Source organism: Nonomuraea sp. IBHARD001, from assembly GCF_056106265.1.
In genome coordinates this window covers 3,264,755-3,289,515 of record NZ_JBWBBW010000002.1, presented here as the reverse complement: position 1 = coordinate 3,289,515, position 24,761 = coordinate 3,264,755, and the positions used below count along the sequence as shown (strand labels likewise).

The following is a 24,761-nucleotide window of genomic DNA, read 5'->3' as shown; positions in this document are numbered from 1 at the left end:
CGGCCATGGTGACATGCGTCACTTTGCACCGATCGGCAGCAGGAGTTGATATTTCCCCCGCTGGGGATATCAGCGACCCTTGGGGACGGTGTTGATCCACTCAGGGGGTCAGTCCGCCACCGGCGGCGGTGTGAGCGCCGGGACGAACGCCGTGTAGAGGCGTTCGGCCGCGAGCGCCGGGGTCAGGGTGCCCGCGAGCACCTCGGCCTCGACCTCCGCCCTGATCTCCCGTACGGCCGGCGCGTGGTGCAGCTCGGCCAGCAGCCTGTCGTGCACCAGCCGCCAGGTCCAGCCCACCTGCTGGCGGCGGCGCTTGGCGGCCAGGTCCAGGTGGTCCTGGTGTGCGATGATCTGCCGCCACAGCTCGTCGAGCCCGTCGCCGGTCAGGCCACTGCATGTCAGCACCGGCGGCGTGCTCTCGGTGCGGAGCATGCGCAGTGCGCCGGCCAGTTCCCTGGCCGCCTTGCGCGCCGCGAACGCGTGCTCGCCGTCGGCCTTGTTCACCGCGACGACGTCGGCGAGCTCCAGCACGCCCTTCTTGATGCCCTGCAGCTGGTCGCCCGTCCGGGCCAGGCTGAGCAGCAGGAAGGTGTCGACCATGTCGGCGACGGCGGTCTCCGACTGGCCGACGCCCACGGTCTCGACCAGGACGACGTCGTAGCCCGCCGCCTCCAGCACCACCATCGCCTCCCTGGTGGCCTTGGCGACGCCGCCCAGTGTGCCCGAGGTCGGCGACGGCCTGATGAAGGCCTGCGGATCGACCGACAGCCTGGCCATCCTGGTCTTGTCGCCGAGTATGCTGCCGCCCGTCCTGGTCGATGAGGGGTCGACGGCCAGCACCGCGACCCGGTGCCCCTGCCCGGTGAGCATCGTGCCGAGCGCGTCGACGAAGGTCGACTTGCCCACGCCCGGCACGCCGGACACGCCGACCCTGCGGGCCTGGCCGGTCAGCGGGGTCAGCTCCACGAGCAGGCGCTGGGCCAGCTCGCGGTGGTCGGCCCTGGTCGACTCCACCAGCGTGATGGCCCTGCCGATCCAGGCCCGCGAGCCCGCCTTCACCCCGCCCGCGTAGTCGTCGAGCGAGCGCGTCACCCGGTGTGTCCCAGCCGCGCGGCCAGCTCGGTCAGCAGGCCGAGCGCGGCGTCGGCGATGACGGTGCCGGGCGGGAAGATCGCCGCGGCCCCGGCGGCGCGCAGCTCGTCGAAGTCGCCCGGCGGGATCACACCGCCCACCACGATCATCACCTCGTGGGCGTCGAGCTCGGCCAGCGCCTCGCGCAGCGCGGGCACCAGCGTCAGGTGCCCGGCCGCCAGCGAGGAGACGCCGACGATGTGCACGTCGGCCTCGACCGCCTGGCGTGCCACCTCCTGCGGCGTCTGGAACAGCGGGCCGACGTCGACGTCGAATCCCAGGTCGGCGAAGGCGGTCGCGATCACCTTCTGGCCCCGGTCGTGGCCGTCCTGGCCCATCTTGGCCACCAGGATGCGCGGCCTGCGGCCCTCCGCCCGCTCGAACGCCTCGGCCGCCGTCCTGACCGCCTCGATGTTCGCAGCGTTGCCCGCCTCGTCTCGGTACACGCCGGAGATCGTACGGATCTGACCGGCGTGGCGGCCGAAGACCCGCTCCAGCGCGTCGGAGATCTCGCCCACCGTGGCCTTGGCGCGTGCGGCGTCGACGGCCAGGGCCAGCAGGTTGTCCTGACCGGCGGCGCCCTTGGTCAGCGCCTCCAGCGCCTGCGCCACGGCGTCCGGGTCGCGCTCCTGGCGCAGCCTGCGCAGCTTGTCGAGCTGCTGGGCGCGCACCGAGGTGTTGTCCACCTTGAGCACGTCGATGGGCTCGTCGGCGTCGGGGCGGTACTTGTTGACGCCGATCACCGGCTGCCTGCCCGAGTCGATGCGGGCCTGCGCCCTGGCCGCCGCCTCCTCGATGCGCAGTTTCGGCAGCCCGGCGTCGATCGCCTTGGCCATGCCGCCCGCCGCCTCGACCTCCTCGATGTGCTCCCACGCCCTGGCCGCCAGGTCGTGGGTGAGCCGCTCGACATAGGCCGAGCCGCCCCACGGGTCGATGACGCGGCACGTGCCCGACTCCTGCTGCAGGAGCAGCTGGGTGTTGCGGGCGATGCGGGCGGAGAAGTCGGTCGGCAGTGCGAGCGCCTCGTCCAGCGCGTTGGTGTGCAGCGACTGGGTGTGGCCCTGGGTGGCCGCCATCGCCTCCACGCAGGTGCGTACCACGTTGTTGAAGACGTCCTGTGCGGTCAGCGACCAGCCGGAGGTCTGCGAGTGGGTGCGCAGCGACAGCGACTTGGGGTTGCGCGCGGCGAACCCCGACACCAGCCTGGCCCACAGCAGCCTGGCGGCGCGCAGCTTGGCGACCTCCATGAAGAAGTTCAAGCCGATGCACCAGAAGAACGACAGACGCGGCGCGAACCTGTCCACGTCCAACCCCGCCGCCACCCCCGCCTTGAGGTACTCGACCCCGTCGGCCAGCGTGTAGGCCAGCTCCAGGTCGCACGTGGCCCCGGCCTCCTGGATGTGGTAGCCGGAGATCGAGATGGAGTTGAACTTCGGCATGTGCTCGCTGGTGTAGCCGAAGATGTCGGAGATGATGCGCATCGAGGGGCCTGGCGGATAGATGTAGGTGTTGCGGACCATGAACTCCTTGAGGATGTCGTTCTGGATCGTCCCCTGGAGCTGTTCGGGGCGCACGCCCTGCTCCTCGGCCGCCACGATGTAGAGGGCGAGGATCGGCAGGACGGCGCCGTTCATGGTCATCGACACGCTCATCCGGTCGAGCGGGATGCCGTCGAAGAGCTGGCGCATGTCGTAGATGGAGTCGATCGCCACACCCGCCATGCCGACGTCGCCCGCCACCCTGGGGTGGTCGGAGTCGTAGCCCCTGTGCGTGGCCAGGTCGAAGGCCACCGACAGGCCCTTCTGCCCGGCGGCGAGGTTGCGCCGGTAGAAGGCGTTGGACTCCTCCGCCGTGGAGAACCCGGCGTACTGCCTGACCGTCCACGGCTGGTTGACGTACATCGTGGGGTACGGCCCGCGCAGGTACGGCGCCGCACCCGGGTAGGTGCCGAGGAAGTCCAGGCCGTCGAGGTCGGCCGGGGTGTAGAGGCGCTTGACCGTGATGCCTTCGGGGGTGTCCCAGCCGTCGGCCTCGGGCGGGACGCCGGGCGTCGCGGGCGTGCCGTCCGAGAGCGGAATGCCGGAGAAGTCGGGAATCATCGTTGCACTCCCAGGTCGTCGAAGCTCGTGTGGAGCACCCGCAGGGCGTCGCATCCGGCGTGGACGTAGGCGTCGACGCCGTCGTAGTGGCCCTTGCCCGCCAGCCAGACGCGTTTGGCGCCCGCCGCCCTGAGCGCCTCGGCGACGGCCGTGGCGTGCTCGCCGTACAGGCGGTCGCTTGAGCACAGGCAGGCGACGGCGGCTCCGCTGGCGGTGAAGGCGGCGGCGATCTCGGCGGGGTCGGCGCCGGGGCCGCTCGCCGGGGTGGCGAGGCCGCCCGCCTGGAAGAGGTTGGCGGCGAACGTGGCGCGTGCGGTGTGCGCGGCGACGGGGCCGATCGTGGCCAGGAAGACCGCCGGCCTGACCGGCTGGGCGTCGGCGAGGTCGCGCAGGGCCTCGTAGTCCTCGGCGTAGCGCGTGCCCGGTCTCTCCCAGGCCAGGCCGGGACCGCCGGCACGCCGGGGCAGGCGCTCGGTCGGCAGCGGGAACTCGCTCACGCCGGTGATCGGGGCACGGCGGGTGGCCAGGTCGCGTCGCCTGGCCGCACGGGTCGCCGCGATGCGCTCGCGTACGGGGCCGAAGCCGTCGCGCTCGATCTCCTGGAACAGGGTCCAGGCGTGTTCGGCCAGGTCGGCGGTGAGTCGCTCGACGTACCAGGAGCCGCCCGCCGGGTCGATCACCTTGGCGACGTGCGCCTCCTCCAGCAGCAGCGTGTGGGTGTTGCGTGCGATGCGCCTGGCGAAGGCGTCCGGCAGGCCGAGCACGGCGTCGAACGGCTGCACGCTCACCGCGTCGGCGCCGCCCACTCCGGCGGCGAAGCAGGCCAGGGTGGTACGGAGCATGTTCACATACGGGTCGCGGCCCGTCATCATCGCCGATGCCGTCACCGCGTGCTGCAGTTGCGGGCCCTCGCCGCCGCACACCTGGACGACCCTGGACCACAGCCCGCGCGCGGCGCGCAGCTTGGCGATGGTCGCGAACTGGTCGGCGCTCGCGGCGTACCTGAACTCCAGCTGCCCCAGCGCCTCCCGCACACCGAGCCCGGCCTCCGTCAGCACCCGCAGCGCCCGCACCCCGAGCGCGATCGAGCAGGCGAGCTCCTCGACGTCGGCCGCCCCCTCGTCGTGGTACGGCGTGCCGTCGACGACGACCGCGCGCAGCCCGGGAGGTCCGGCCGCGCATCGGCGGGCCAGATCGGTCAGCACGTCGTCGTGTCCAGGCTCGGCCGACACGCCCAGATTGCCGGACAGCGGGGTGCCGCGTTCCTCGGCGATGGCCAGCAGCACCTCGGCCGCCTGCGCGGTGTGCTCGCCCGCCTGCAGCACCACGGGCGCCAGGTCGAGCAGCACGTCCTTGAGCACCTCGCGCAACCGCTCGACCGGGATCGCGTCCGGTCCGACGACCAGCCAGAGCGAGGTGACGCCGTTCTCCAGGTCGGCCAGCACCGCGTCGGGGTCGGCGACCGCGTGCCGCTGGCGCACGTCCCAGCCCTGGCGTGCGGCGTTCGCGCCTCTGACGTAAGGGGGCGCTCCGGGCAGACCCGGGTCGGCGGGCAGGTCGCTCGCGTCGTAGAGCGGGGCGATCGGCACACCGTCGTAGGTCGTGGTGGTGAGCGCGTCTTCGGGCGAGTCCGCCTCGACGCCGGACTTGAGCAGGACCGCGCGAGCCAGCTCCCGCCAGTCGTCCCTCGTCGTCGTCGCGAACCCGTCGGCCAGTCTCATGCCTCGGATAGTAAGCCGCGCCGGAGCATGACAAGGCTTCGGGGCCGAAGAAGCCGCAGACCCGAAGGTCACGGCCGCCTTCGGCCCCGCCACGACACCGACGGCCCCGCTAGGGGACCGGGGCCTCCCACGTGAGCCGCCAGGTCAGCGGGCCCACCACCCCGTCGTCGTCGATGCCCTGATTGCGCTGGAACCTGCGGCAGATGTCACGCGAGTCGCTGCCGTAGGCGCCGTCGACGGCGATGTCCCAGCCTCTGGCCTTCATCTGCTTCTGCCAGGTCCGCACGTCGTCGCCGCGCAGGACCGGCGGGTACTTCAGCAGCCGTCCGGGGAAGGGCGGCGTCGTGGGCGTCGTCGGCGGCTCGGTCGTGCCGGGCCTCGGCGCGCCGCGCTTGATCCACGCATACAGCGGCCCGCCCGGGCAGTCGGTGCTGAACCCGTCGCGGTGGCCCTTGATCTCACGGCCGGCGCCGCCCTTGGCCCTGACGTGCTCGACGGCGTCGAGGATGCCGTGCAGGATCGCGTCGGTCGGCTCCACGAGCCCGCTGGACCCGACCAGGCCGAGCACCGCGTAGTGGCCCGCGTTGAGCCCGGCCCCGTTGGCGGCGGGCAGCGCGTGCAGCCCCCTGCCTTCGAAGACCTTGCGGTGCGGGCAGACGCAGAAGCTGTAGCCGATGTCGATCCAGCCGTTGCCGTCCATGTGGTGGTTCTGGATGGACCGCACGAGGGCGACACACTTGGCGTGATCGCGGACTATGCCGGGATCCACCTGCCCTCCCGTGTAGTGAACCTTGACGCCTTTGGTGGACGCCAGCGAGGTGTGCCCGGCGGTGGGCGGGCGAGCCCGCCATTCCTGCCGGGTCACGAGGTCGATGGCCACGATGATCTCCAGGGGGAGGTCGGAATGACAACTGAGCGTAACCCGTAGTGTGCAGACAGATCCCGTGATTGACCGTTATTGGTCTAGGACTCGCTGCATCAAGCGGCCCATATACCCACACATCGCTATGACAGTCCACTTGACAATCAGCGCAGGTCAGCGGCCATCCCGGCGGTGAGCAGCCACGACGGGCCTTCCGGCGGACCCCTCACCGTCCGTGTTCGACGCCCTCTTCCGGTTGCCGGGAACCGGCTGTGATCCGCGACACCCTGTCGCGGGAACCGGCGGGAGACGTGCGGCCCGGCAGCCGGTAGCGTCTCGGGGGTGAGGACCATCGACTGGGTCGAGGGAGCCGTCGAGCTCGTCGATCAGACGCTGCTGCCCGACCGGGTCGTGATGCTGAGGATCACCTCGGTCGACGAGCTGATCGACGCCATCAGGCGGCTGGCCGTGCGTGGGGCTCCGGCGCTCGGCGTGGCGGGGGCGTTCGGCGTGGCGCTGGCCAAGGGCGACCGCGAGGCCGTGGCCCGGCTGCGTGCCGCCAGGCCGACGGCGGTCAATCTGGCGTGGGGCGTCGACCGGGCCGCCGCCAGGATGCCCGAGGGCGAGCAGGCCGTGCTCGCCGAGGCCAGGCGGGTGCGCGACGACGACGTGGCCGCGTGCGTGGCGATGGGCGTGCGCGGGGTGGAGCTGCTGCGCGAGCTCGTGCCCGGACGCGAACGGCTGCGCGTGATGACCGTGTGCAACACCGGCGGGCTCGCCACCGTCGAGCGGGGCACCGCGCTCGGCGTCATCCAGACGCTGCACGAGCGCGGCGGCCTGGCCGAGGTGCTCGCCCTGGAGACCAGGCCGCTGCTGCAGGGCGCCAGGCTCACCACCTGGGAGCTGGGCAGGATGGGCGCTCCGCATCGGCTGATCGTCGACTCGGCCGGGCCGTACCTTCTGGCCACGGGGCATGCCGACGCCGTGCTCATCGGGGCCGACCGGATCGCGGCCAACGGCGACACGGCCAACAAGATCGGCTCTTACGCGCTGGCCCTGGGCGCCAGGCGGGCCGGGGTGCCGTTCGTGGTGGTCGCGCCCGAGACGACCGTGGACGCGGGCACCGCCTCCGGGGCCGGGATCGAGATCGAGGACAGAGGGGCCGAGGAGGTGACCGGGTTCAGGGGCACGCGCGTCGCACCCGAGGGCACGGCGGCGCTGAACCCGGCCTTCGACGTGACCCCGCACGACCTGATCACCGCCATCGTGACCGAACGACGGGTGATCAGGCCTGCGGGGTAGCGCTTCCGGGTCCGGCCCACGCGGTGAAGCGAATCAGCGCTCGGACGGCCCCGAGACCTCCTACAGGCGGGCGGGTCAGCGCTCGGACAGGACGATGACCGAGTCCTCCTCGCCGAGGACCAGTCTGCGCGTCTTGTCGGGGTTCAGGACGACGCCGTAGTGCGGGGCCAGGTTGCGGCCCGCGGCCAGGCGGTAGCCGATGGCGGTCTCGCCCCTGCGTCTGGCCGATTCCACGATCGTGGTGAAGCCGACCTCCACGCCGGTGCGCACGTACGCCGCGGCCGGGCGCGGGTAGATCTCCGAGCCGCGCGAGTCGAAGAGGTAGCCGAAGATGTCGGCCAGGTGCTTGTTCTCGGCGAGCTGGGCCAGCAGCAGGCCGATCACCGTGTCGCTGATCACGATGTCGTCGGCCTCGGTCACCTCGGCCAGGGCCCGGTTGCTCTCGTCGTGCATCTCGCTGACGATCGAGTAGCGCTGGCCGAGCGCCGCCTGCATGTCGCGCAGCTGCAGCAGGGTCATCAGCGTGCGCGTGTCGGCGTGCTGCGGCTTGAACCTGTCGTCCGACAGCACGATCACGTGCTGGTAGTCGGCCGGGTCCAGCGACTCCAGGGCATAACGATCGGTGGTGTCGCAGTCCTTGACGTTCACCGCGAGATTGGACAGACCGCTCAGGCCGTAGCCCGCCTTCGGGTGCCCGGCTGCGATGTCGAGGACCGAGCCGGGCGCGACGTAGCCGTCGAGGTAGCGGACGATCTGCTCGGCCCGGCCGTTCCAGTTCAGTACGAGCGTGCGTTCCGGGGCGAGCGGGGCGCGCGGGGTGCTGACCATGGCCGCCTCCTCCGGCTTGACGGCGTCGGCCGCCAGGTGGATGAGGGAGTCGTCGTGTGCGATGACGATGACCTGGTCGGTGGCCGACACGACGGTGTGCATCGGCGGGTTGAGCACGACGCCGGTGTCGCGGCGCAGGCCGATGACGGTCGCGGTGCGATAGGCGTGCAGCGCCTCGCCGTACGTCTGGCCGGTCAGGGCCGGGTCGGTGCGCAGGTAGATCTCGCCGTCGTCGAAGTTCAGCAGGTCCATGCAGACGACGGACATGCCCGACTGGCGGGAGGACTGCACGATCAGGCGTGAGGCCGTGTCGTCGGAGTCGACCAGGTGGACGTCGCCGCCGCCGGCGAGCCTGGCGGCCGGCATGTTGCGGGTGGCGGCCATCGCGGCCACGACCGGCGGGTGGTCGCCGTCGCGCTTGGCCAGGGCCAGCAGGATCTTGATGACGTGCGCGTCCGGGTCCTCGCCGTCGGGCGACAGGACGACGACCGAGCGGGCGTCGTCGAGGTTCATCAGGTTGAGGTCGCCCGGCTCGGTGGGCCTTCCGGTGCGGCAGACCAGCCGGGTCCTGCCGGTGTCGCCGAGCTTCTCCCTGATCTCCTCCTCCATGGCGAGCTTGTCGCGGTCGGCGAGGATGGCGATCACGGAGCCGCGCTGGCTGGCGTGCGCCTGGACGAGTTCGGCGACGATGGTGAAGATCTGGTCCGACCAGCCGAGCACCACCGTGTGCCCGCTCTCGACGATGCGCGAACGCCCCCTGCGCAGCTGGTCGAGCTTGGTCTTCAGCCCGTTGGACAGCAGGCCGACCAGGATGCTGACGATGAAGATGCCCCCGAGCGACGCGGCGAACATCAAGGTCAGGTACGGCGCCGTGCCCGAGTCGCTGGCGATCTTGCCCGGACTCAGCGCCCGGACCAGCGCAGCCCAGAACGCCGTGAGGAACCCGTGCTCGGCCGCCGCCTCCCCCGGCACCAGCCACACCGCCAGCAGGCTGATCATCACGATCAGGCCGAGCGAGATGAGCGTGAGCCATCCGATGAGCGCGGCCGTCCCCCGCGCCATCGTGTTGTCGAACCAGTACCTGCTCCGCTCCCGGAACGTCACTTTCGACACCCCGTCACACCTCCCCGATGACTGCACAAATGCTGATCAACGGGACAAGGTACATGTGGTTGCCAATGGGTGCACAACGCATGGAAAGACTGGCAAATTTGAGGGGTATGCGGGTCCACGGGGAGGGCGTGGGGCCGCGAACTCGCGCACCGCTGTCCACCCTTCCGCCCCCCCGGTGCGTCATAAGCTGTCCCACCGGGGTACAGGAGTGGATTTATCGTGCTATCGGAGGCCGCAACATGTCACGGGGGTCATTAAACGACTTGGCGTACCAAACGATCAAGCGGCGGATCATCGACGGCGCGCTGCGCCCCGGGGAACGGCTGGTCGAGCGGGATCTCGCCGCGGAGCTCGAGGTGTCGCGCATCCCCTTGCGCGAGGCCCTGCGCCTGCTGGACGCCGAAGGACTGGTCGTCCGGGTCCCGGGCAGGGGCGCGGTGGTCAGCACGTTCGACGCCTCCGACGTGGCCGACCTGTTCGACGTGCGCGAGAGCCTGGAGGCGCTGGCCGCCCGGCAGGCCGCCGAGCGAGGTGACGCCGAGGGGCTGGTGGCGTTGCGCGCGTGCTTGGATCGTTCCCGCGCGGCCGTGGCGTGCGACGACCGCCAGGAGGCGGCCAGGCAGAATGTGGCCTTCCATCAGATCCTCATGCGCCTGTCGGGAAACGCGCTGCTGGCCGATCTGATGCGCCCGCTGGACGCCCGGATGGACCGGCTCCTGCGCCTGCTGACCGGCCACGACCCCGTACGGCAGTGCGAGGAGCACGAGGAGCTCTATGCCGCGCTGGCCGCGCACGACGCCGACCGGGCGGTGGCCGCAGCCCTCCGGCATGTGGCCACCGGCAGGCAGTCCGCGCTGACTGCGGCGGCCGTTCTGCCCACCGTCGACCCGGTCCAGGCCACCCACACGCGCCGCCGCCGCGCGGAGGCTTGACCTCGTCGATACCGTTGGCGCCATGGTGGCCCCTCTCACGCCCGACGATCCCGACTCCCTGGGCGAGTTCCGGCTGTCGGCCCGGCTGGGCGAGGGCGGCCAGGGCGTGGTGTACCTCGCCCACGACCGGACCGGACGCCAGGTGGCGGTGAAGCTGCTGGCCAGGAGCGACGCCGAGACGCTGGCCCGGCTGCGGCGTGAGCTGGCGGCCATCGAGAGCGTGATGTCGTTCTGCACGGCCACCGTGATCAGCGCCTCGACCGACGGCCCCAGGCCGTACGTGGTCAGCGAGTACATCGAGGGGCCCTCGCTGCAGGAGCGCGTCACCCGGCTGGGCGGCAGGCCGCTGGCCGGGGGCGAGCTGGAACGCCTGATCGTGGGCACCGCGACCGCGCTGGCCGCCATTCACGCCGCGGGGGTCGTGCACCGCGACTTCAAGCCCGCCAACGTCCTGCTGGGCCCGGACGGGCCGCGCGTGGTCGACTTCGGGATCGCCAGGGCCGAGGGGACGGCCACGATGACGTCGGGGCTGATCGGCACGCCCGCCTATCTGGCGCCCGAGCAGATCCACGGCGCTGCCGCCTCCTACGCCTCCGACGTGTTCGCCTGGGCGGCCACGATCGTGTTCGCCGCCTCGGGCCGTACCCCGTTCGGCGCCTCGACGGTGCCCGCCGTCCTGCACCGCATCCTGTACGACGAGCTGGAGCTGTCGGCGCTCCCGCCGAGGCTGCGCCCGCTGCTGGCCTCCTGTCTGGCCAAGGACCCGGCGCGACGCCCCACGGCGGCGGACCTGCTCATCCGGCTGGTCACCCCGGGCCATCAGCCGTCCTCTCCCGAGCCGACCCGGCCGAGCGCCGGACGCAAGCCGGCGGGCGGGCGCGTGGCCGTCGTCGCGGTCGTGGGCGTGCTCGCGCTGGTGGTGGCGGGAGGCGCCCTGTGGTGGTCGGGCCTGCCCGGCGGCACCGGCGCGACGCCGAGCGGCACACCCACGAGCACACCGACGAGCACACCGATGGACACACCGACAGGCACGCCGGTCGCCCAGGAGTCCTCGGCGCCGCAGCCGAAGATCCCCCAGGCGTTCGCGGGCGACTGGTCGGGCACCACCGAGTCCACCAACCCGCTGGCCTCCCCTGGTGCCGAGCACGGCGTCGTCCTCAAGGCGGGCGACACGACGGCGGCCTGGAGCGAGAAGGGCGCCTCCACGACCTGCGCGGGCACCCTCACCCTGACCAAGGCCGATGCGCAGACCCTGACGTTCGCCCTGGCGGTGGACTCGGGCGGCTGCGTCCCCGGCACGGTCGAACTGCGCCTGGACGGCGGCCGTCTCGCCTACACCTGGAACGACGTGCCGGGCTTCGGCCTGGTCACCGAGACCGGGAAGCTCGCCAGGCGCTAGATCACGCGCCCGTCCCTGGCCACGACGCGGCCCGCCTTGACCACGAGCGAGCGCACCGGCCGCACGCAGACCGCCTCGGCGGGGGTGCGCGCGTCGAGTGCGACGAAGTCGGCGTGGTCGCCCACCGCGAAGCCGGTCGCACGCCCGATCATGCGCGCACCGCCGTACGTGGCCGCCTCCAGGGCGTATTCGATCTCCTCGTCCCTGACGAAGCCGCCGCGCTGGGCGAGCATGAGGGCCCTGGCCAGCATGTCGCCGTCGCCGTACGGGCTCCACAGGTCGCGTACGCCGTCGTTGCCGAGCCCCACCGGCACCCCGGCCTCGCGCAGCCTGGCCAGCGGGAGCGGCGCGACGCCCGACGGCGCGACGGTGGCCAGCCCGACGCCCGCCTCGGCGAGCCCGGCGATGAGCCTGTCCTGTACGGCGGGCTCGACCTCGCCGAGCGCGAAGCCGTGGCTGATCGTGACGCGGCCCGCCATGCCCAGTGCGCGGGCCCGCTCGATGATGAGCTCGTACTGCCAGGCCCCGAGCGGCCCGCCGTCGTGCAGGTGCACGTCCACCCCGGCGCCGTGCCGTTCGGCCAGGTCGAACACGAAGTCCAGATGCCGCACGGGATCGCCGTCGAGCCCGGCCGGGTCGATGCCGCCGACGATCTCGACGCCGGACTCGACCGCCTTGGCCATGAGCTCGGCCGTACCGGCGCTGGTCAGCAGGCCGGTCTGCGGGAAGGCGACGAGTTCGACGCTGATGCGCCCCTCCAGCCTGGCCACGGCCGAGCGCACGGCCTCGACGCCGTCCAGGCCGACGTCGGGGTCGATGTCGACGTGCGAGCGGGCGTGCGTGGTGCCGCTGACCACCATCTGCTGCAGCAGGGAGGCGATGAAGTCGGCGCTGGGGATTCCGATCTCGGCCCGGCGTGCGACGCCGTTGGAGATCTTGCCGCGCAGGCCGGGCGGCGCGTCGTGCGGGACCCAGGGGCCGCCCCACATGGTCTTGTCGACGTGCGCGTGCGCGTCGATGAACCCGGGCAGCAGCAGCCTGCCGCCGACGCCCTCGACGGCGACGCCCTCGGCCCGGATGCTCTGACCGACCTCGGCGACCAGGCCGTCCCTGATCAGGACGTCGGACATGGCGGAGGAGCCCCACAGGCGGGCGTCACGGAGCAAGAGATCGGTCATGTCGGACATATTAGCGGTATACCACTAATAATTCGGTCGACCTGGCCCCCGGCGATCGGGATCATTGGCGACATGTCAGTGCTGAAGGAGGTACGTTTCACGACCCCCGCCGAACTCCCCATGAACGTCTGGCTCGACGACGGCGACTCGCCGGTCGACGTGATCGACGCGCTCGCCCTGTCGCCGTTCGCGACCGGGGTACAGCCGTGGTCGCGCACGGTCTCGCTGGAGCGCGTCAAGGCCGACGCCGCGCTCGCACCCGCCGAAGGACGCGTCGTACGGGCGGCGAGCGAGGAGGACGGCCGCGAGTCGCGGCTGGTGTGCGGCGACGGCTGGACGCTGCGTTCGATCAGATGGCGCAACCGCAGCGCCACCGTCAGTGTGAGCGCGGTCAGCGAGGAGCTGGCCCGCCTCGTCGTCGCCGAGGCCACGGACGGCGCCTGCGACCCGGCCCCCGAGCAGGACCATGTCGACATGGGCTTCTGGTGGCACTCGGGTCACGGCGGCCGCAGGACCGACAAGCCGATCACCTCGCCCCCGTGGGAGGAGATCGCCCCCAACTACGCGCAGAGCGTGCGCGGCGACCTCGGCCGGCTGATGGCGACCACGCCCGAGGACGTCACCGGCCGCCTCCTGCTGCTGCACGGCCCGCCTGGCACCGGCAAGACGTCGGTGCTGCGCACGCTGGCCGGGCAGTGGCGCGAGTGGTGCCAGGTGGACTGCGTGCTCGATCCCGACCTGCTGTTCAACAGCCCCGGCTACCTGATGGAGGTGGCCGTCGGCGACAGCGGCGGCGAGGAGGACAGGCCGCGCTGGCGCATGCTCGTGCTGGAGGACTGCGACGAGCTGATCGGGGCGGGCGCGAAGGCGGCCAGCGGCCAGGGCCTGTCGCGCCTGCTCAACCTGACCGACGGGCTGCTCGGCCAGGGCCGTGACGTGCTGGTGGCGATCACCACGAACGAGAACATCGCCGGCCTGCACCCGGCCGTGGTGCGGCCGGGCCGCTGCCTGGCCCAGATCGAGGTCGGCCGCCTGCCGCACGGCGAGGCGAGCTCCTGGCTCGGCACGTCGGCGGGCATCGGGCCTTCGGGCGCGACGCTGGCCGAGCTCTACGCGCTGCGCTCGGGCGCCGCTCCCGCGCCCGGCACCCCGTCGGATGAGTCGACGGGGCTCTACCTCTGAGCCGAGGCCGCCCTGACCAGGGCGGCCTCGACCCTGATGCCGAGCGCCACCGGCAGCAGGCGCACGGCCGCGCCGAGCTCGGCGAGCCCGTCAGGCCCGAAGGCCGTCGCGTGCTTCATCGCCAGATTGGCCGCCCTGCCCTGCACCTCGTAGGTGTCGCAGCCGAACACGGCCGCCAGCGGGCCCGCCAGGTCGTCGAGCGGTCCCAGGGCGCTCGCCGCGCGGCCGAGCCAGGCCAGGCCCTCCTTGATCAGCTTGCGCTCCGGTCTGAACAGCAGGCCGGTCAGCGCGTCGAGCACCTGCTCGCGTGCCAGCTCGCCCGCGACCGTGCGCACCTGGGTCAGGGCGAGCTCGGCCACCGTGCCGGGTCCCAGGTGGATCAGCCGCAGGTAGTCGCCGAGCCTGGCGCCCACCTCGGCGGGCTCCGGCGCCAGCGCGTCGTGCAGCCTGACGAAGAAGCGCAGCTCGGTGGCGTCCCCTCCACGCAGGAAGCGCCGCACGCAGCCGTCGAGCAGTGCGGCGCGCGAAACCCTGCCCTCACCCGCGAGCGCGACCAGCACGTTGACCCACCCGACGGGCCTGCCCGGCATCGGGCGTTCGTCGCGCAACTGCCTGCCGACGCCCTCCGCCTCGAACAGCCTGGGCAGCAGCACGTCCAGCAGCGGGTCCGCGCGCATCCTGCCGAGCAGCGCCGTACGGGAGCACCAGGCCACGACGAGCGGGTCGTGCTCGGGCGGCGTCGCGCCGCTCTCGGCGAGCATGCGCAGGGCGAGCGCGGCCATCGGATCCGGCCTGCCCCGCCGCGTGCGCAGCCTGCCGGCCAGCCGCCGGGCGAAGTCGCGCCGCCAGGCCGGAGGGCGTACGGCGAGCACCTCGGCCAGCATGTCGCTGTGGTCGTGCCACACCCGGCCGCCGCGCGTGAACTCCTTGCGGGTCAGCCAGGCGGCCACCCCGGCCGCGCCGCCGATCGCCGCGGCCCCGGCGGCCAGCATGTGCCCGACCCACCACGGCTCGCCGTGGTCCTCCCAGTCCTCGAACTCGCCCGCGTCCAGACGGCGCAGGGTGGCGGTCAGCGCGGCGGGGTCGTCGGACGCGCGGTGCGGAAGGGCCAGGGCAGGCGTCGTGCTCGTCATGGCCCGGAGCGTAAGGATCGCCACCGACAGAACCGATACGCGGCTCCATCACCACGTGTGATACGTAAACCTTCCGATGTGCCGCATCAGGCGGGAAACCACAATCAGCGAGGTGATCAGCCTGTTGTCCGCCGATCTGGGCAGAGTCGTCCTGCACCGGCTCGCCCCCGCGCAGCCGTACGCGAGCGGGACGAGCGGCTACCACGACCCGTTCGGCAACGGGCACGGCCGCTGGGCCGATCGCCGCTGGAGCTCACCGGAACGCGAGATCGGCTTCCCGGCGACCGAACTGGTGCCCTCGTGGATCGCCGAGACGCCGCCGGGCACCTGGATCGAGGTCGAACTACGCGCCCGTACGGCCGCCGGCGCCCTGACCAAGTGGTACGTGATGGGCCGCTGGGCCGAGGGCGAGACGGCCATCCACCGCACCTCGCTGCCCGGCCAGGGCGACGCCGACGGGGACGTCGCGGTCGACACCTTCGTCGCGGTCAGGCCGGTCGTGGCCTACCAGGTCAGGCTCACCCTGCACGGCGAGGGCGCACGGGTCTCCTCGCTGGCGGTGATGGCCTCGGCCGTGCCCAGGCGGGCGAGCGTGCCGCCGAGCCGGACCACGCTGACGGCGGCGACGGAGCTCGCGGTGCCGTGCCGGTCACAGAAGGTGCACGCGGGGCACTACCCGCAGTGGGACGGCGGCGGCGACAACTGGTGCAGCCCGGCCGCGGTGACGATGGTGCTCGGCTACTGGCGGCGCGGGCCTTCGGCGGGCGAGCTGGCCTGGGTACGGCCGGGCGACCCCTGTCCCTCGGTCGACCACGCGGCACGCGACATGTACGACCACAGCTACCAGGGCACGGGCAACTGGCCGTTCTCCGTGGCCTACGCGGGGCGCTACGGGCTGGCCGGATTCGTGACGCGGTTGCGCTCGCTGGCCGAGCTGGAGCGTTTCGTCGCCTCGGGCATCCCGGTGATCACCTCGCAGTCGTTCGACGAGGGCGAGCTGCCCGGCTCGGGGTACTCCACCAGTGGGCACATCATGGTCGTGGCCGGGTTCACCGCCGATGGCGACGTCGTCGCCTGCGACCCGGCCGCGCCCGACGACGCCTCGGTGCGCCGGGTCTATCCGAGGGCCGCGTTCGAGAACGTGTGGCTGCGCAGCTCCAGCAGCGGCGGAATCGTGCACATCCTGCACCCTCCCGAGGTCCCGCTCCCCCCATCCGACGGCAATTGGTGATAAATGAGCATCAGTCCTCTTGATGTGGCCCGCGTGGACGACCGTCCGCTGTGGGTGGAGCTGGTCCCCGGCCCGGAAGGCGCCGAGGTCTGGTGGGACGAGCCCCGCCCGGCCGAAGGCGGACGCCGCTGCGTGGTCCGCCGCCGCCCCGACGGCACCACGACCGACGTCCTGCCACCGGGCAGCAACGCGCGCAACCGCGTGGTCGAGTACGGCGGGCGCTCCTGGCGCCCCCTGCCGGACGCGGGCCTCGTCTTCACCGAGTGGTCGGACCAGCGCGTCCACCGCCTGCGTGACGGCGCGATCGAAGCGCTGACCCCGCCGGGCCCCTACCGCTACGCCGACCTCTACCTGCCGCCCGGCCGCGACGAGGTGTGGGCGGTGCGCGAGACCCACCACGACGCCGCGCCCGCGCGCGACCTGGTCGCCATCCCCCTGGACGGCTCGGGAACGGTCCGCGTCCTGGTCAGGGCGCAGCACTTCCTGATGAACCCCCGCCTGTCCCCCGAAGGCGCCCAGCTGTCGTGGATCGGCTGGGACCATCCCAACATGCCCTGGGACGGCACCGAACTGTGTGTGGCCCCCCTGCTGCCCGACGGCACGGCCGGTCACTACCGCGTGGTGTGCGGCGGCCCCAGGGAGTCGGTCACCCAGGCCGAATGGCGCGACGAGCGAGCCCTGTACGCCGTCACCGATCCGAGCGGCTGGTGGAACCTGCACCTGGTCCCCCTCGACGGCTCCCCCGGCCGCAACCTGACGCCGATCGAGGCCGAGTTCGCCGACGCCGCCTGGAAGCCCGGCCTGACCTGGTTCGCCCCGGCCGGCGACCGCCTCGTCGTCATGTACGGCTCGCCGCAACGCAGGTCGCTCGGCCTGCTGGACCCGGCGAGCGGCGAGCTCAGCGCCTACCAGGTGGACGCCGGGTACTGGGCGCCCACGCTCTCGGTGCTCGGCGACCAGGTCGCGGGCGTCGCGGCCTCGCCGTGGTCGCCGTACGAGGTGGTGGTGCTCGGGGTGGACGGCAGGGCGCCCCGGGTGGTCTCGCCGCCCAAGGCGCTGCCGCCGAGGGAGCTGCTGCCCACGCCGTTCGCCCTCACCGTCGAGGGCGTGCACGCGCACGTCTACCCGCCGATCGGCGAGGGCGAGCCCGCGCCGTACGTGGTGTTCGCGCACGGCGGTCCGACCGGTGTCAGCCCGATGGTGCTCGACCTTGAGGTGGCCTTCTTCACCAGCAGGGGCATCGGCGTCGCCGAGGTCAACTACGGCGGCTCGACCGGCTACGGCCGGGCCTACCGTGAGCGGCTGCGCCACCAGTGGGGCGTCGTCGACGTGGACGACTGCGCGAAGGTCGCGCTCGGCCTGGTCGAGCGCGGCATGGCCGAGGCCGGGCGGCTGGCGATCAGGGGCGGCAGCGCGGGCGGCTGGACGACGGTGGCCGCCCTGGTGTTCAGCGACGTCTTCGCCGGAGGCGTGGCGCACTACGCCATCACCGACCCGGCGGCCTGGGCGGCCGAGACGCACGACTTCGAGTCGCGCTACCTGGACGGCCTCATCGGCCCGCTGCCGCGGACCCGGGCCAGGTACGAGGAGCGCTCGCCGCTGCTGCACGCCGCCCGCGCGTCGGGCCCCGTGCTCATGCTGCACGGCCTGGAGGACGCTATCGTCGATCCGGCGCAGGCCGAAAGGTTCGTGGCCGAGCTGGAACGGCTCGGCAGGCCGCACCGGCTGCTCACCTTCCCCGGCGAGCAGCACGGCTGGCGCAGGGAAGAGACGATCGTGGCGGTGCTGGAGGCCGAACTGGCCTTCTACCGGTCGCTGTTTGCGAAGGAAGAGCGTTGAGGAACGTCGCGGAGATCTGCTCGGACCTGATCAGGTTCGACACCACCAACCCCGGCAAGGGCGAGCGGCCCGCGGCCGAGTACGTCGCGACCATGCTGGCCGACCTGGGCGTCGAGCCGACCGTGTTCGAGTCGGCGCCCGGCCGTACCACGGTGGTGGCCCGTATCGAGGGCGAGCGGCGTGACGGCCTGCTCGTGCACGGCCATCTCGACGTCGTGCCCGCCGATCCGGGCGAGTGGCGGCTGCACCCGTTCTCCGGTGAGATCGCCGACGGGTGTGTGCACGGCAGGGGCGCGGTCGACATGAAGGGCACGGTGGCGATGACGCTGGCCGCCGTGCGCGACCTGGTCACCAGCGGCAGGCGGCCCGCACGCGACCTGGTGCTCGCCTTCCTGGCCGACGAGGAGGCGACCGGCGAGTACGGCTCCTACCACGCTGTCACCGCGCACCGGGAGCTGTTCGACGGCTGCACCGAGGCGATCAGCGAGTCGGGCGGCTTCAGCGTCACCCACGGCGAGCAGCGTGTCTACCCGGTCGCGGTCGGCGAGCGCGGCACCGCGTGGATGCGGCTCACCGCCAAGGGCGTGGCCGGGCACGGCTCCAAGCCCGCCGCCGACAACGCGGTGGCCACCATGGCCCATGCCCTGTCGCGGCTGGCCGCGCACCGCTGGCCGGTCAGGCTGACCCCGGCCGTGGCCGCGCTGATCTCCGAGCTGTCCGACATCATCGGCGAGCCGATCGACACCGATGACCTGGAGTCGGAGGCCGTGCGCCTGGGTGCGATCGGCGCCCTGTTCAAGGGGCAGATCCGCAACTCCGCCAATCCGACCATGCTCAACGCCGGGTACAAGGTCAATGTCATCCCGTCGACCGCCGAGGCGCACGTGGACGGCAGGTTCCTGCCCGGCACCAGGCAGGAGTACCTCGCCACGCTCGACGACCTGCTCGGGCCGAAGATCTCGCGCGAGTTCATCGCCCTTGAGGAGGCGGCGGACGCGCCGTATCCGTCGCCGTTCTTCGACACGCTGGCCTCGGCGCTGGTCGCGGAGGACCCGGCGGCGCGGCCGGTGCCGTACGTGATGGCGGGCGGCACCGACGCCAAGTCGTTCGCGACGATCGGCATCAAGGGCTACGGCTTCGCGCCGTTGCTGCTGCCGCCCTCGCTCGACTACTACGGGATGTTCCACGGCGTGGACGAGCGGGTGCCGGTCGAGGGGCTGGAGTTCGGCGTGCGCGTGCTCAACCGGCTGCTGGCGGGTTAGGCGCTCTTGGCGACGTGCCGGGGCTGGAGCTCGCCGTCCAGGTAGACGTCGACCTTCTCGTCGTAGAAGGCGACCAACCCGGCGATCTTCTGGCTCTCGGCCAGCGGCGTGCGGTAGGACCAGGCCAGGTCCTGCTGGCCCGCGACCGCCCAATACTCCGCCTGGCCCTTGTACGGGCAGTGCGTGACGGTGTCGGTCGGGGTCAGCAGGTCCTGACGCAGATCGGTCTTGGGCAGGTAGTAGCGCGGGCGCAGGCCCGTCTCGAACAGGATGCGGGCCTGGCGCGAGTCGGCGACGGTGACGCCGTCGACCTCCACGCGCACGTGCCTGGAGCTGGCCAGCACGTCGATGCGCGTGTAGGGGTCGCGCGGGTGCACGTAGACCTCCTCGTCCTCCTCGAACCAGGCGTCCATCGCCGACCACTCCAGGCGCACGTAACCGCGCAGCGCCTCGAACGGCGAGTCGGGATAGGTCAGCGCGGCGCCCTCGGCCTCGACGGCGCCCGAGACGACCGTGTGCACGCGGCCTTCGCCCCGGCTGGGCGAGCGCCTGAACTCCCCCGTCTCGCGCAGCGCGCCCGGCCTGAGGTCGGCGAGCGGCACGTAGTAGGCGGGGTAGTGCGGGATCTCCCACACCATGAGGGCGGCCGTGGTGTCGGCCACCACCTGGCCGCCGAGATAGGCGCGCACACGCTTGGCCGTCGGCTCGATCCTGACCCGGCCCCGGCTGGTCGTCGTCTCCATGATCGCGCCAACCATCCGGGGCCGCCCGGTATTCCTGGCGCGCGCTACGCCTGCTCCAGCAGGGCGCTGAGGTCGGCGACGGTGGTGAAGCCGTTGGTCATCCGGTTCTTCGTCACGGCGAAGGCGACGCCGGTGGCGGTGTCGGCGAAGGCCGCGCTGCCGCCCGCTCCGGGCACGCCGAACACCGCCGTGCCCGGCTGCGCGTCCAGCGCCGGATTGCCGATCGCGAAGCCGAGACCCCAGGTGGCCTCGTTGCCGAACACCTGGTCGGGCCCGCTGAAGGAGGGCGCCGACAGGGCGGCGAGCGTGGCGGGCGAGACCAGCCTGACGCCGTCGACCTCGCCGAGCAGGGCGGCGTACATCCTGGCGATGGCACGCGCCGTGGTCTTGCCGCCCGCCGGGATGTCGGCGGCGAGCACGTCCGGCCTGTTGCCGAAGTCCGCCGAGGGGAAGAGGTGCTTGGGCACCGCCTTGAACATCGGCAGGTCGTCGGGCATCCCGGCCAGGAAGGCGGCGGGCGGCGCGGCGTCCTCCAGCACGGCCAGGCGCGGCTGCTCGGCCGCGGGCATGCCGAAGTAGATCTCGTCGCCGATGCCCAGCGGCTCGCCGATCTCCTCCAGCAGGACCTGGGAGATCGGCTTGCCCGTGCTGCGGCGCACGACCTCGCCCAGGATGTAGCCGAAGGTGTAGGCGTGGTAGCCGGTGCGCTCGCCCGCGGGCCACCAGGGGCGTTCGTCGGCGACGAGGGCGCAGACGGCGTCCCAGTCGCAGACCTGCTCGATCGTGGTGTCGCCCGGCAGGCCGGGCACGCCCGCGGTGTGGTCGAGCACGTGGCGCACGGTGATGTCGCCCTTGCCGTGCGCGGCGAACTCGGGCCACAGCTCGGCCACCGGCGTGTCGTAGCCGAACAGGCCGCGCTCGGCCAGGATGTGCACGAGCGCGGAGGTGGCGCCCTTGCCGATGGAGTAGTTGTAGAACGGCGTGCTCGGGCTCACCTCGCGCCCGGTCGCGGGGTCGGCGACGCCGGCGACCGCGTCGACGATCTGCTCGCCCTCCCGGTAGACCGCCACCTGGAGGCCGCGCTCGGCGCCCGTCTCCACGAGTTTGTCGATCGTCTGCTGCACGCGCTGCTGAAGGTCGGCCATGGTCATTTCCTATCATCGATCGCCCACTGGTGATGCCTCACCCTGTGGTCGGAGCCGGGCCCGCGTTCTCGACACGCGTGGCCGGGTCCGGGGGAAGGAGCGGCGCCGCCCGAAGACGGCGCCGTCCCCCTGAGGCCGCACCGTGCGCAGGTCGCCGCGGCCTCATCTCCCATCCTGCGGGAGGTCGCTCCGCAGGATTGGAGCGTTCCAAGTGATCGTCGATCGATCGGCCGCCTCATGGTCGCCGATCGGGGCGCACGGGCGGACTGACTGCCAAGGTGACACCTTCAAGCCCGTGGAGCTCCAGCTCAGCGGGCCTCTCACCCAGCTCAGAAGCCGAACGCCGCCAGCGTAGGCCATGCCGTACCCGCCCCCACCAACGCCCCCGCGATCGCCTGCGCGGCCGTGTGATGCGTGACGCGCACCCGGGCCCATCCGATGAGCGCCACCACCGCCGCCCCGGCCACCAGCGTGGGCAGGGCGGGCAGCACGTGCGACAGGACGACGACGGTCCCGGCGGCGACGGCGGTGTGGAAGGAGATCTTCCATCTGAGCGTGATCGGCACGGTGACGGCCAGTCCCGCCAGCATCGAGGCGACGGCGGCCACCAGCAGCGCGGGCGCGCCGAGCGCGAGGAGCAGCAGCAGCGCGGCCACCACCGCGCCGACCGCGACCAGCAGCGGCCCGGTACGGCGGCTGCGGTCGACGAGGTGACGCGAGTCCAGCCGTCCCGAGCGCACGCCCAGCGCGATGACGAGGGCGGGCACACCGCCGCACAGCGCCGACGCCACCAGGCCCCAGGCGGCACCCGGCCAGCCGTCGGCGACGAGACCGACCAGGACGGGCATCGCGATGACGACGACCTGCGGTGCGAACAGCTCGGTCAACCAGCGGGCCAGCACGTCGGCGACGCCGTCCGTGCCCGCAGGGCCGTCGGCCGTCGTGGTGGTGTCCCTGGTCGTCACCGTGCCCGCCTTCCTGTGCCGTCTGCCGATGCCACCGAGAATCGATGCCGCGGAGAATACGGGAGTTCACCACATTTCCTCCCTTCGGAGGAGATCGCCACGCCAGGTACATCCATCGTTTACACCGCAATGGGGAGGCTTTTCCGGAAGATCGTTGCGATGGTCGTCCTGTTGGCTTTCCGAGCTGAGGAGACGACGTTGTCACGACCGAAGACAGCCATCGCCGGGGCACTGCTGGTCGCCGGGGCGCTCATCGCGCCCGTCGCGGCCACCCAGGCGGGCGCCCAGGCCGCGACCGGCCCCGGGGGCGGGCTCGACAGGCAGGAATTACGGCGTACGGCCCAGGCGGTGCACGACGCCGGGATGTACGGCTTCTACTCCACCGTCAGGAACGGCGGGCGCGAGTGGCGCGGCGCGGCGGGCATCGCCGACGTCACCACCCGGCGCCCGGTCAAGCCCGGCCTGCACCACCGCATCGGCAGCCTGACCAAGACCTTCGTCGCGGTCGCCGTGCTGCGCCAGGTGGAGCGGGGGCGGCTGAGCCTGGACGCCCCCGTGGCGCGCTACCTGCCCGCCCTGGTCACCGACCAGCGCATCACCGTGCGCATGCTGCTCAACCACACCAGTCACATCCGCGACTACGACCGGCTCATCTTCACCTCGCCGCAGGACATCGAGAACGCGCAGTACCGCACGTTCACCTCCGAGGGGCTGGCCGCCATCGGCCTGGCCGGGCCGCCCACCGGAACGCCGGGCAGCACGCCCGGTTCCTACTCCAACACCAACTACGTGCTGACCGGCCTGCTGCTGGAGAAGATCACGGGCGTGAAGGTCGAACGGCTGATCGCCACCGACGTGATCGACCGGGCCGGGCTGCGCGACACGTTCTTCCCGACCACCCCGAAGCTGCCCCGCCCGCACGCCAACGCGTACGAGGCGCTGGGCGGCTACTGGGACCCGCCGCGCGACTTCACCGAGTTCGACATGTCGTGGGGCGACGTGGCGGGATCGGTGGTCTCGACGATGGAGGACGTCAACAGGTTCTACCGGGAGCTGCTGGCCGGAAAGCTGGTCAGGTCGGGCTCGCTGGCGCAGATGCAGACGACCGTGCCGGTCTCGCCCGACATCGAGCTGGCGCCCGACGTCGCGATGGACTACGGGCTCGGCATCTACTCCGTCGACATCACCGGTTGCGGCCGCTTCTGGGGCCATGACGGCGGGGTCATCGGCATGGGCACACAGCACCTGTCAAGCCCGGACGGCAAGCGCCAGGTCAGCTACGGCTACAACCTGTCGAACTGGGCGGTGAGCGGTCCCGACGACCTCATCGCCATCGGCATGGCCAAGCACACGCTCAACGCCCTGTGCGACCTGACCTTCCCCGACGCCTCGGCCAAGGGCGTCGGCGCCCTGCCGTACACGCCGCAGCGGATCGACGGGGTGACGGTCAAGCGCCCGTAGGGCCCGGCCGGTCGCCGAGCGACTCCAGCAGGGTACGCAGGGTCCCGGCGAGCCGATCGCGCTCGCCGGGACCCAGTGCGGCCAGCAGCCGGGCCTCGTTGGCGACGTGCAGCTCGACCAGCTCGTCGACCAGGGCCAGGCCGCGCTCGGTGAGCACGATCGAGACCGAACGCCGGTCGCGCCCGGCCCTGGTGCGCTCGACCAGGCCCTTGGCCTCCAGCCTGTCGACGCGGTTGGTGATCGCGCCGGAGGTGACCATGGCCGCCTTGAGCAGTTCCCCGGCCGTGAGCGTGTAGGGCGCGCCCGATCTGCGCAGGGTGGCGAGCACGTCGAACTCCCAGCTCTCCAGGCCGTGCGCGGCGAAGAAGTCCTTGATCTCCCAGCTCAGCAGCCTGGACAGCCGGGAGATGCGGCCCACGACGCCCATCGGCCACACGTCGAGGCCGGGCCGCTCCCGCTGCCACTGGGCCAGCACCTCGTCGACCGCGTCGCCCATGTTTTCCTCTCAACAGGAATAATCTTAATGTTCAGATACTTGGTGACGAATGAGTGAGTGTCAGCCATCTGAACGTTGAGATTATCCATGGAGGCAGGTCATGCGCATCACCGTGTTCGGCGCGGCGGGCAACGTCGGCAGGCGGGTCGTCGCCGAGGCCCTGGCCAGGGGGCACGAGGTCACCGCCGTCGTGCGCGACCCCGCCAAGCCGTACCAGGCGCCGCACGGGGCCCGGGTGCGGCAGGGGGACGCGTCGGAGTCCGGCGACGTGCGCAGGCTGGCGGCCGGGCAGGACCTGGTGATCAGTGCGACCAGACCGGCGCCGGGCAGTGAGCACGAACTCGCCGAGGCCACCGAAGGGCTGCTGGCCGGGCTCGCGGGCACCGGTGTGCGGGTGCTGGCCGTCGGCGGGGCGGGCAGCCTCGTCGTGCCGGGCACCGGCGGCGCCACCGTCGTCGACGATCCCGCCTTCCCGCCTGGCTGGCGGCCGATCGCCCTGGCCTGCGACGAGCAGCTGGCACGCTACCGTGCCGAGCGCGAGGTCGACTGGAGCTATCTGAGTCCGGCCGCCCTGCTGGAGCCCGGCACGCGGACCGGCGCCTACCGGCTCGGCGCCGACGAGTTGCTCGTCGACGCCGAGGGCCGATCGGCGATCTCCATGGAGGACCTGGCCGTCGCCCTGCTGGACGAGGCCGAGCGGCCACGGCACAGCAGGGCCAGGTTCACCGCCGCGTACTGA

At 72.2% G+C, this 24,761-nt stretch carries 20 protein-coding genes; 9 read left to right on the top strand and 11 right to left on the bottom strand.

The window, feature by feature from the left end:
* Positions 1–108 precede the first annotated feature (108 nt).
* The 4 genes from meaB to ACTWNK_RS17195 all read right to left on the bottom strand — a co-directional run bounded on the left by meaB (position 109) and on the right by ACTWNK_RS17195 (position 5,831).
* Positions 109–1,092 (bottom strand): methylmalonyl Co-A mutase-associated GTPase MeaB, encoded by a 984-nt coding sequence (gene meaB, locus ACTWNK_RS17210; protein ID WP_474304994.1) that lies wholly within the window; start codon positions 1,090–1,092, stop codon positions 109–111.
* The gene (scpA, locus tag ACTWNK_RS17205) at positions 1,089–3,230 is read right to left on the bottom strand and encodes a methylmalonyl-CoA mutase (RefSeq protein WP_474304993.1); all 2,142 of its coding nucleotides are present in this window, start codon (positions 3,228–3,230) and stop codon (positions 1,089–1,091) included. The genes meaB and scpA overlap by 4 nt, the downstream gene beginning before the upstream one ends.
* On the bottom strand, positions 3,227–4,951 hold the full coding sequence (locus ACTWNK_RS17200) for a methylmalonyl-CoA mutase family protein (protein WP_474304992.1): 1,725 nt from the start codon (positions 4,949–4,951) through the stop codon (positions 3,227–3,229). The genes scpA and ACTWNK_RS17200 overlap by 4 nt, the downstream gene beginning before the upstream one ends.
* 109 nt (positions 4,952–5,060) lie before the next feature.
* On the bottom strand, positions 5,061–5,831 hold the full coding sequence (locus ACTWNK_RS17195) for a peptidoglycan recognition protein family protein (protein ID WP_474304991.1): 771 nt from the start codon (positions 5,829–5,831) through the stop codon (positions 5,061–5,063).
* 324 nt (positions 5,832–6,155) lie between these two features.
* Here ACTWNK_RS17195 and mtnA point away from each other — a divergent pair, with 324 nt between their 5' ends.
* The gene (gene mtnA / locus ACTWNK_RS17190) at positions 6,156–7,115 is read left to right on the top strand and encodes an S-methyl-5-thioribose-1-phosphate isomerase (RefSeq protein WP_474304990.1); all 960 of its coding nucleotides are present in this window, start codon (positions 6,156–6,158) and stop codon (positions 7,113–7,115) included.
* Between the two features lie 75 nt (positions 7,116–7,190).
* Here the strand turns inward: mtnA and ACTWNK_RS17185 are convergent, their stop codons facing one another.
* Positions 7,191–9,056 (bottom strand): CASTOR/POLLUX-related putative ion channel, encoded by a 1,866-nt coding sequence (locus ACTWNK_RS17185; RefSeq protein ID WP_474304989.1) that lies wholly within the window; start codon positions 9,054–9,056, stop codon positions 7,191–7,193.
* A 263-nt stretch (positions 9,057–9,319) separates the two neighbouring features.
* Here ACTWNK_RS17185 and ACTWNK_RS17180 point away from each other — a divergent pair, with 263 nt between their 5' ends.
* Entirely contained in the window at positions 9,320–9,988 is a 669-nt protein-coding gene (locus ACTWNK_RS17180; RefSeq protein WP_474304988.1) for a GntR family transcriptional regulator, read from the top strand.
* Between the two features lie 22 nt (positions 9,989–10,010).
* A complete protein-coding gene (locus ACTWNK_RS17175; protein ID WP_474304987.1) occupies positions 10,011–11,387 on the top strand; it encodes a serine/threonine-protein kinase in 1,377 nt (458 codons plus the stop codon).
* On the opposite strand, the gene ACTWNK_RS17170 is transcribed toward ACTWNK_RS17175, so the two are convergent.
* On the bottom strand, positions 11,384–12,565 hold the full coding sequence (locus ACTWNK_RS17170; protein ID WP_474304986.1) for an amidohydrolase: 1,182 nt from the start codon (positions 12,563–12,565) through the stop codon (positions 11,384–11,386). The two genes, ACTWNK_RS17175 and ACTWNK_RS17170, sit on opposite strands and share 4 nt — an antisense overlap.
* Before the next feature lie 72 nt (positions 12,566–12,637).
* On the opposite strand from ACTWNK_RS17170, the gene ACTWNK_RS17165 reads away from it, so the two are divergent.
* Positions 12,638–13,747 carry a DUF5925 domain-containing protein gene (locus ACTWNK_RS17165; protein ID WP_474304985.1) on the top strand — a complete coding sequence of 370 codons (1,110 nt, stop codon included), beginning with the start codon at positions 12,638–12,640 and terminating at the stop codon, positions 13,745–13,747.
* Here ACTWNK_RS17165 and ACTWNK_RS17160 read toward each other — a convergent pair.
* Positions 13,738–14,880 (bottom strand): hypothetical protein, encoded by a 1,143-nt coding sequence (locus tag ACTWNK_RS17160; RefSeq protein ID WP_474304984.1) that lies wholly within the window; start codon positions 14,878–14,880, stop codon positions 13,738–13,740. The two genes, ACTWNK_RS17165 and ACTWNK_RS17160, sit on opposite strands and share 10 nt — an antisense overlap.
* A gap of 112 nt (positions 14,881–14,992) precedes the next feature.
* Between ACTWNK_RS17160 and ACTWNK_RS17155 the strand changes: the two genes are divergently transcribed.
* From ACTWNK_RS17155 to ACTWNK_RS17145, 3 genes are read left to right on the top strand one after another with little or no spacing between them, the layout of a single operon-like run.
* On the top strand, positions 14,993–16,111 hold the full coding sequence (locus ACTWNK_RS17155) for a C39 family peptidase (protein WP_474304983.1): 1,119 nt from the start codon (positions 14,993–14,995) through the stop codon (positions 16,109–16,111).
* 33 nt (positions 16,112–16,144) lie between these two features.
* On the top strand, positions 16,145–17,950 hold the full coding sequence (locus ACTWNK_RS17150; protein ID WP_474304982.1) for a dipeptidyl-peptidase 5: 1,806 nt from the start codon (positions 16,145–16,147) through the stop codon (positions 17,948–17,950).
* Positions 17,947–19,212, top strand: a complete 1,266-nt coding sequence (locus tag ACTWNK_RS17145) for a M20/M25/M40 family metallo-hydrolase (protein ID WP_474304981.1) — start codon at positions 17,947–17,949, stop codon at positions 19,210–19,212. The genes ACTWNK_RS17150 and ACTWNK_RS17145 overlap by 4 nt, the downstream gene beginning before the upstream one ends.
* Here ACTWNK_RS17145 and ACTWNK_RS17140 read toward each other — a convergent pair.
* The 3 genes from ACTWNK_RS17140 to ACTWNK_RS17130 all read right to left on the bottom strand — a co-directional run bounded on the left by ACTWNK_RS17140 (position 19,209) and on the right by ACTWNK_RS17130 (position 22,065).
* Entirely contained in the window at positions 19,209–19,955 is a 747-nt protein-coding gene (locus tag ACTWNK_RS17140) for a DUF427 domain-containing protein (protein ID WP_474304980.1), read from the bottom strand. The two genes, ACTWNK_RS17145 and ACTWNK_RS17140, sit on opposite strands and share 4 nt — an antisense overlap.
* 44 nt (positions 19,956–19,999) lie before the next feature.
* Positions 20,000–21,100, bottom strand: a complete 1,101-nt coding sequence (locus tag ACTWNK_RS17135; protein ID WP_474304979.1) for a serine hydrolase domain-containing protein — start codon at positions 21,098–21,100, stop codon at positions 20,000–20,002.
* Positions 21,101–21,429: 329 nt separating this feature from the next.
* Complete coding sequence (locus ACTWNK_RS17130; RefSeq protein WP_474304978.1) at positions 21,430–22,065, bottom strand: hypothetical protein; 636 nt, start codon at positions 22,063–22,065, stop codon at positions 21,430–21,432.
* A gap of 198 nt (positions 22,066–22,263) precedes the next feature.
* On the opposite strand from ACTWNK_RS17130, the gene ACTWNK_RS17125 reads away from it, so the two are divergent.
* Complete coding sequence (locus ACTWNK_RS17125) at positions 22,264–23,526, top strand: serine hydrolase domain-containing protein (protein WP_474304977.1); 1,263 nt, start codon at positions 22,264–22,266, stop codon at positions 23,524–23,526.
* Here the strand turns inward: ACTWNK_RS17125 and ACTWNK_RS17120 are convergent.
* Positions 23,513–24,022: a MarR family winged helix-turn-helix transcriptional regulator gene (locus ACTWNK_RS17120; RefSeq protein ID WP_474304976.1), complete on the bottom strand. Its 510-nt coding sequence runs from the start codon at positions 24,020–24,022 to the stop codon at positions 23,513–23,515. The two genes, ACTWNK_RS17125 and ACTWNK_RS17120, sit on opposite strands and share 14 nt — an antisense overlap.
* Before the next feature lie 100 nt (positions 24,023–24,122).
* On the opposite strand from ACTWNK_RS17120, the gene ACTWNK_RS17115 reads away from it, so the two are divergent.
* Positions 24,123–24,761, top strand: a complete 639-nt coding sequence (locus ACTWNK_RS17115; protein ID WP_474304975.1) for an NAD(P)-dependent oxidoreductase — start codon at positions 24,123–24,125, stop codon at positions 24,759–24,761.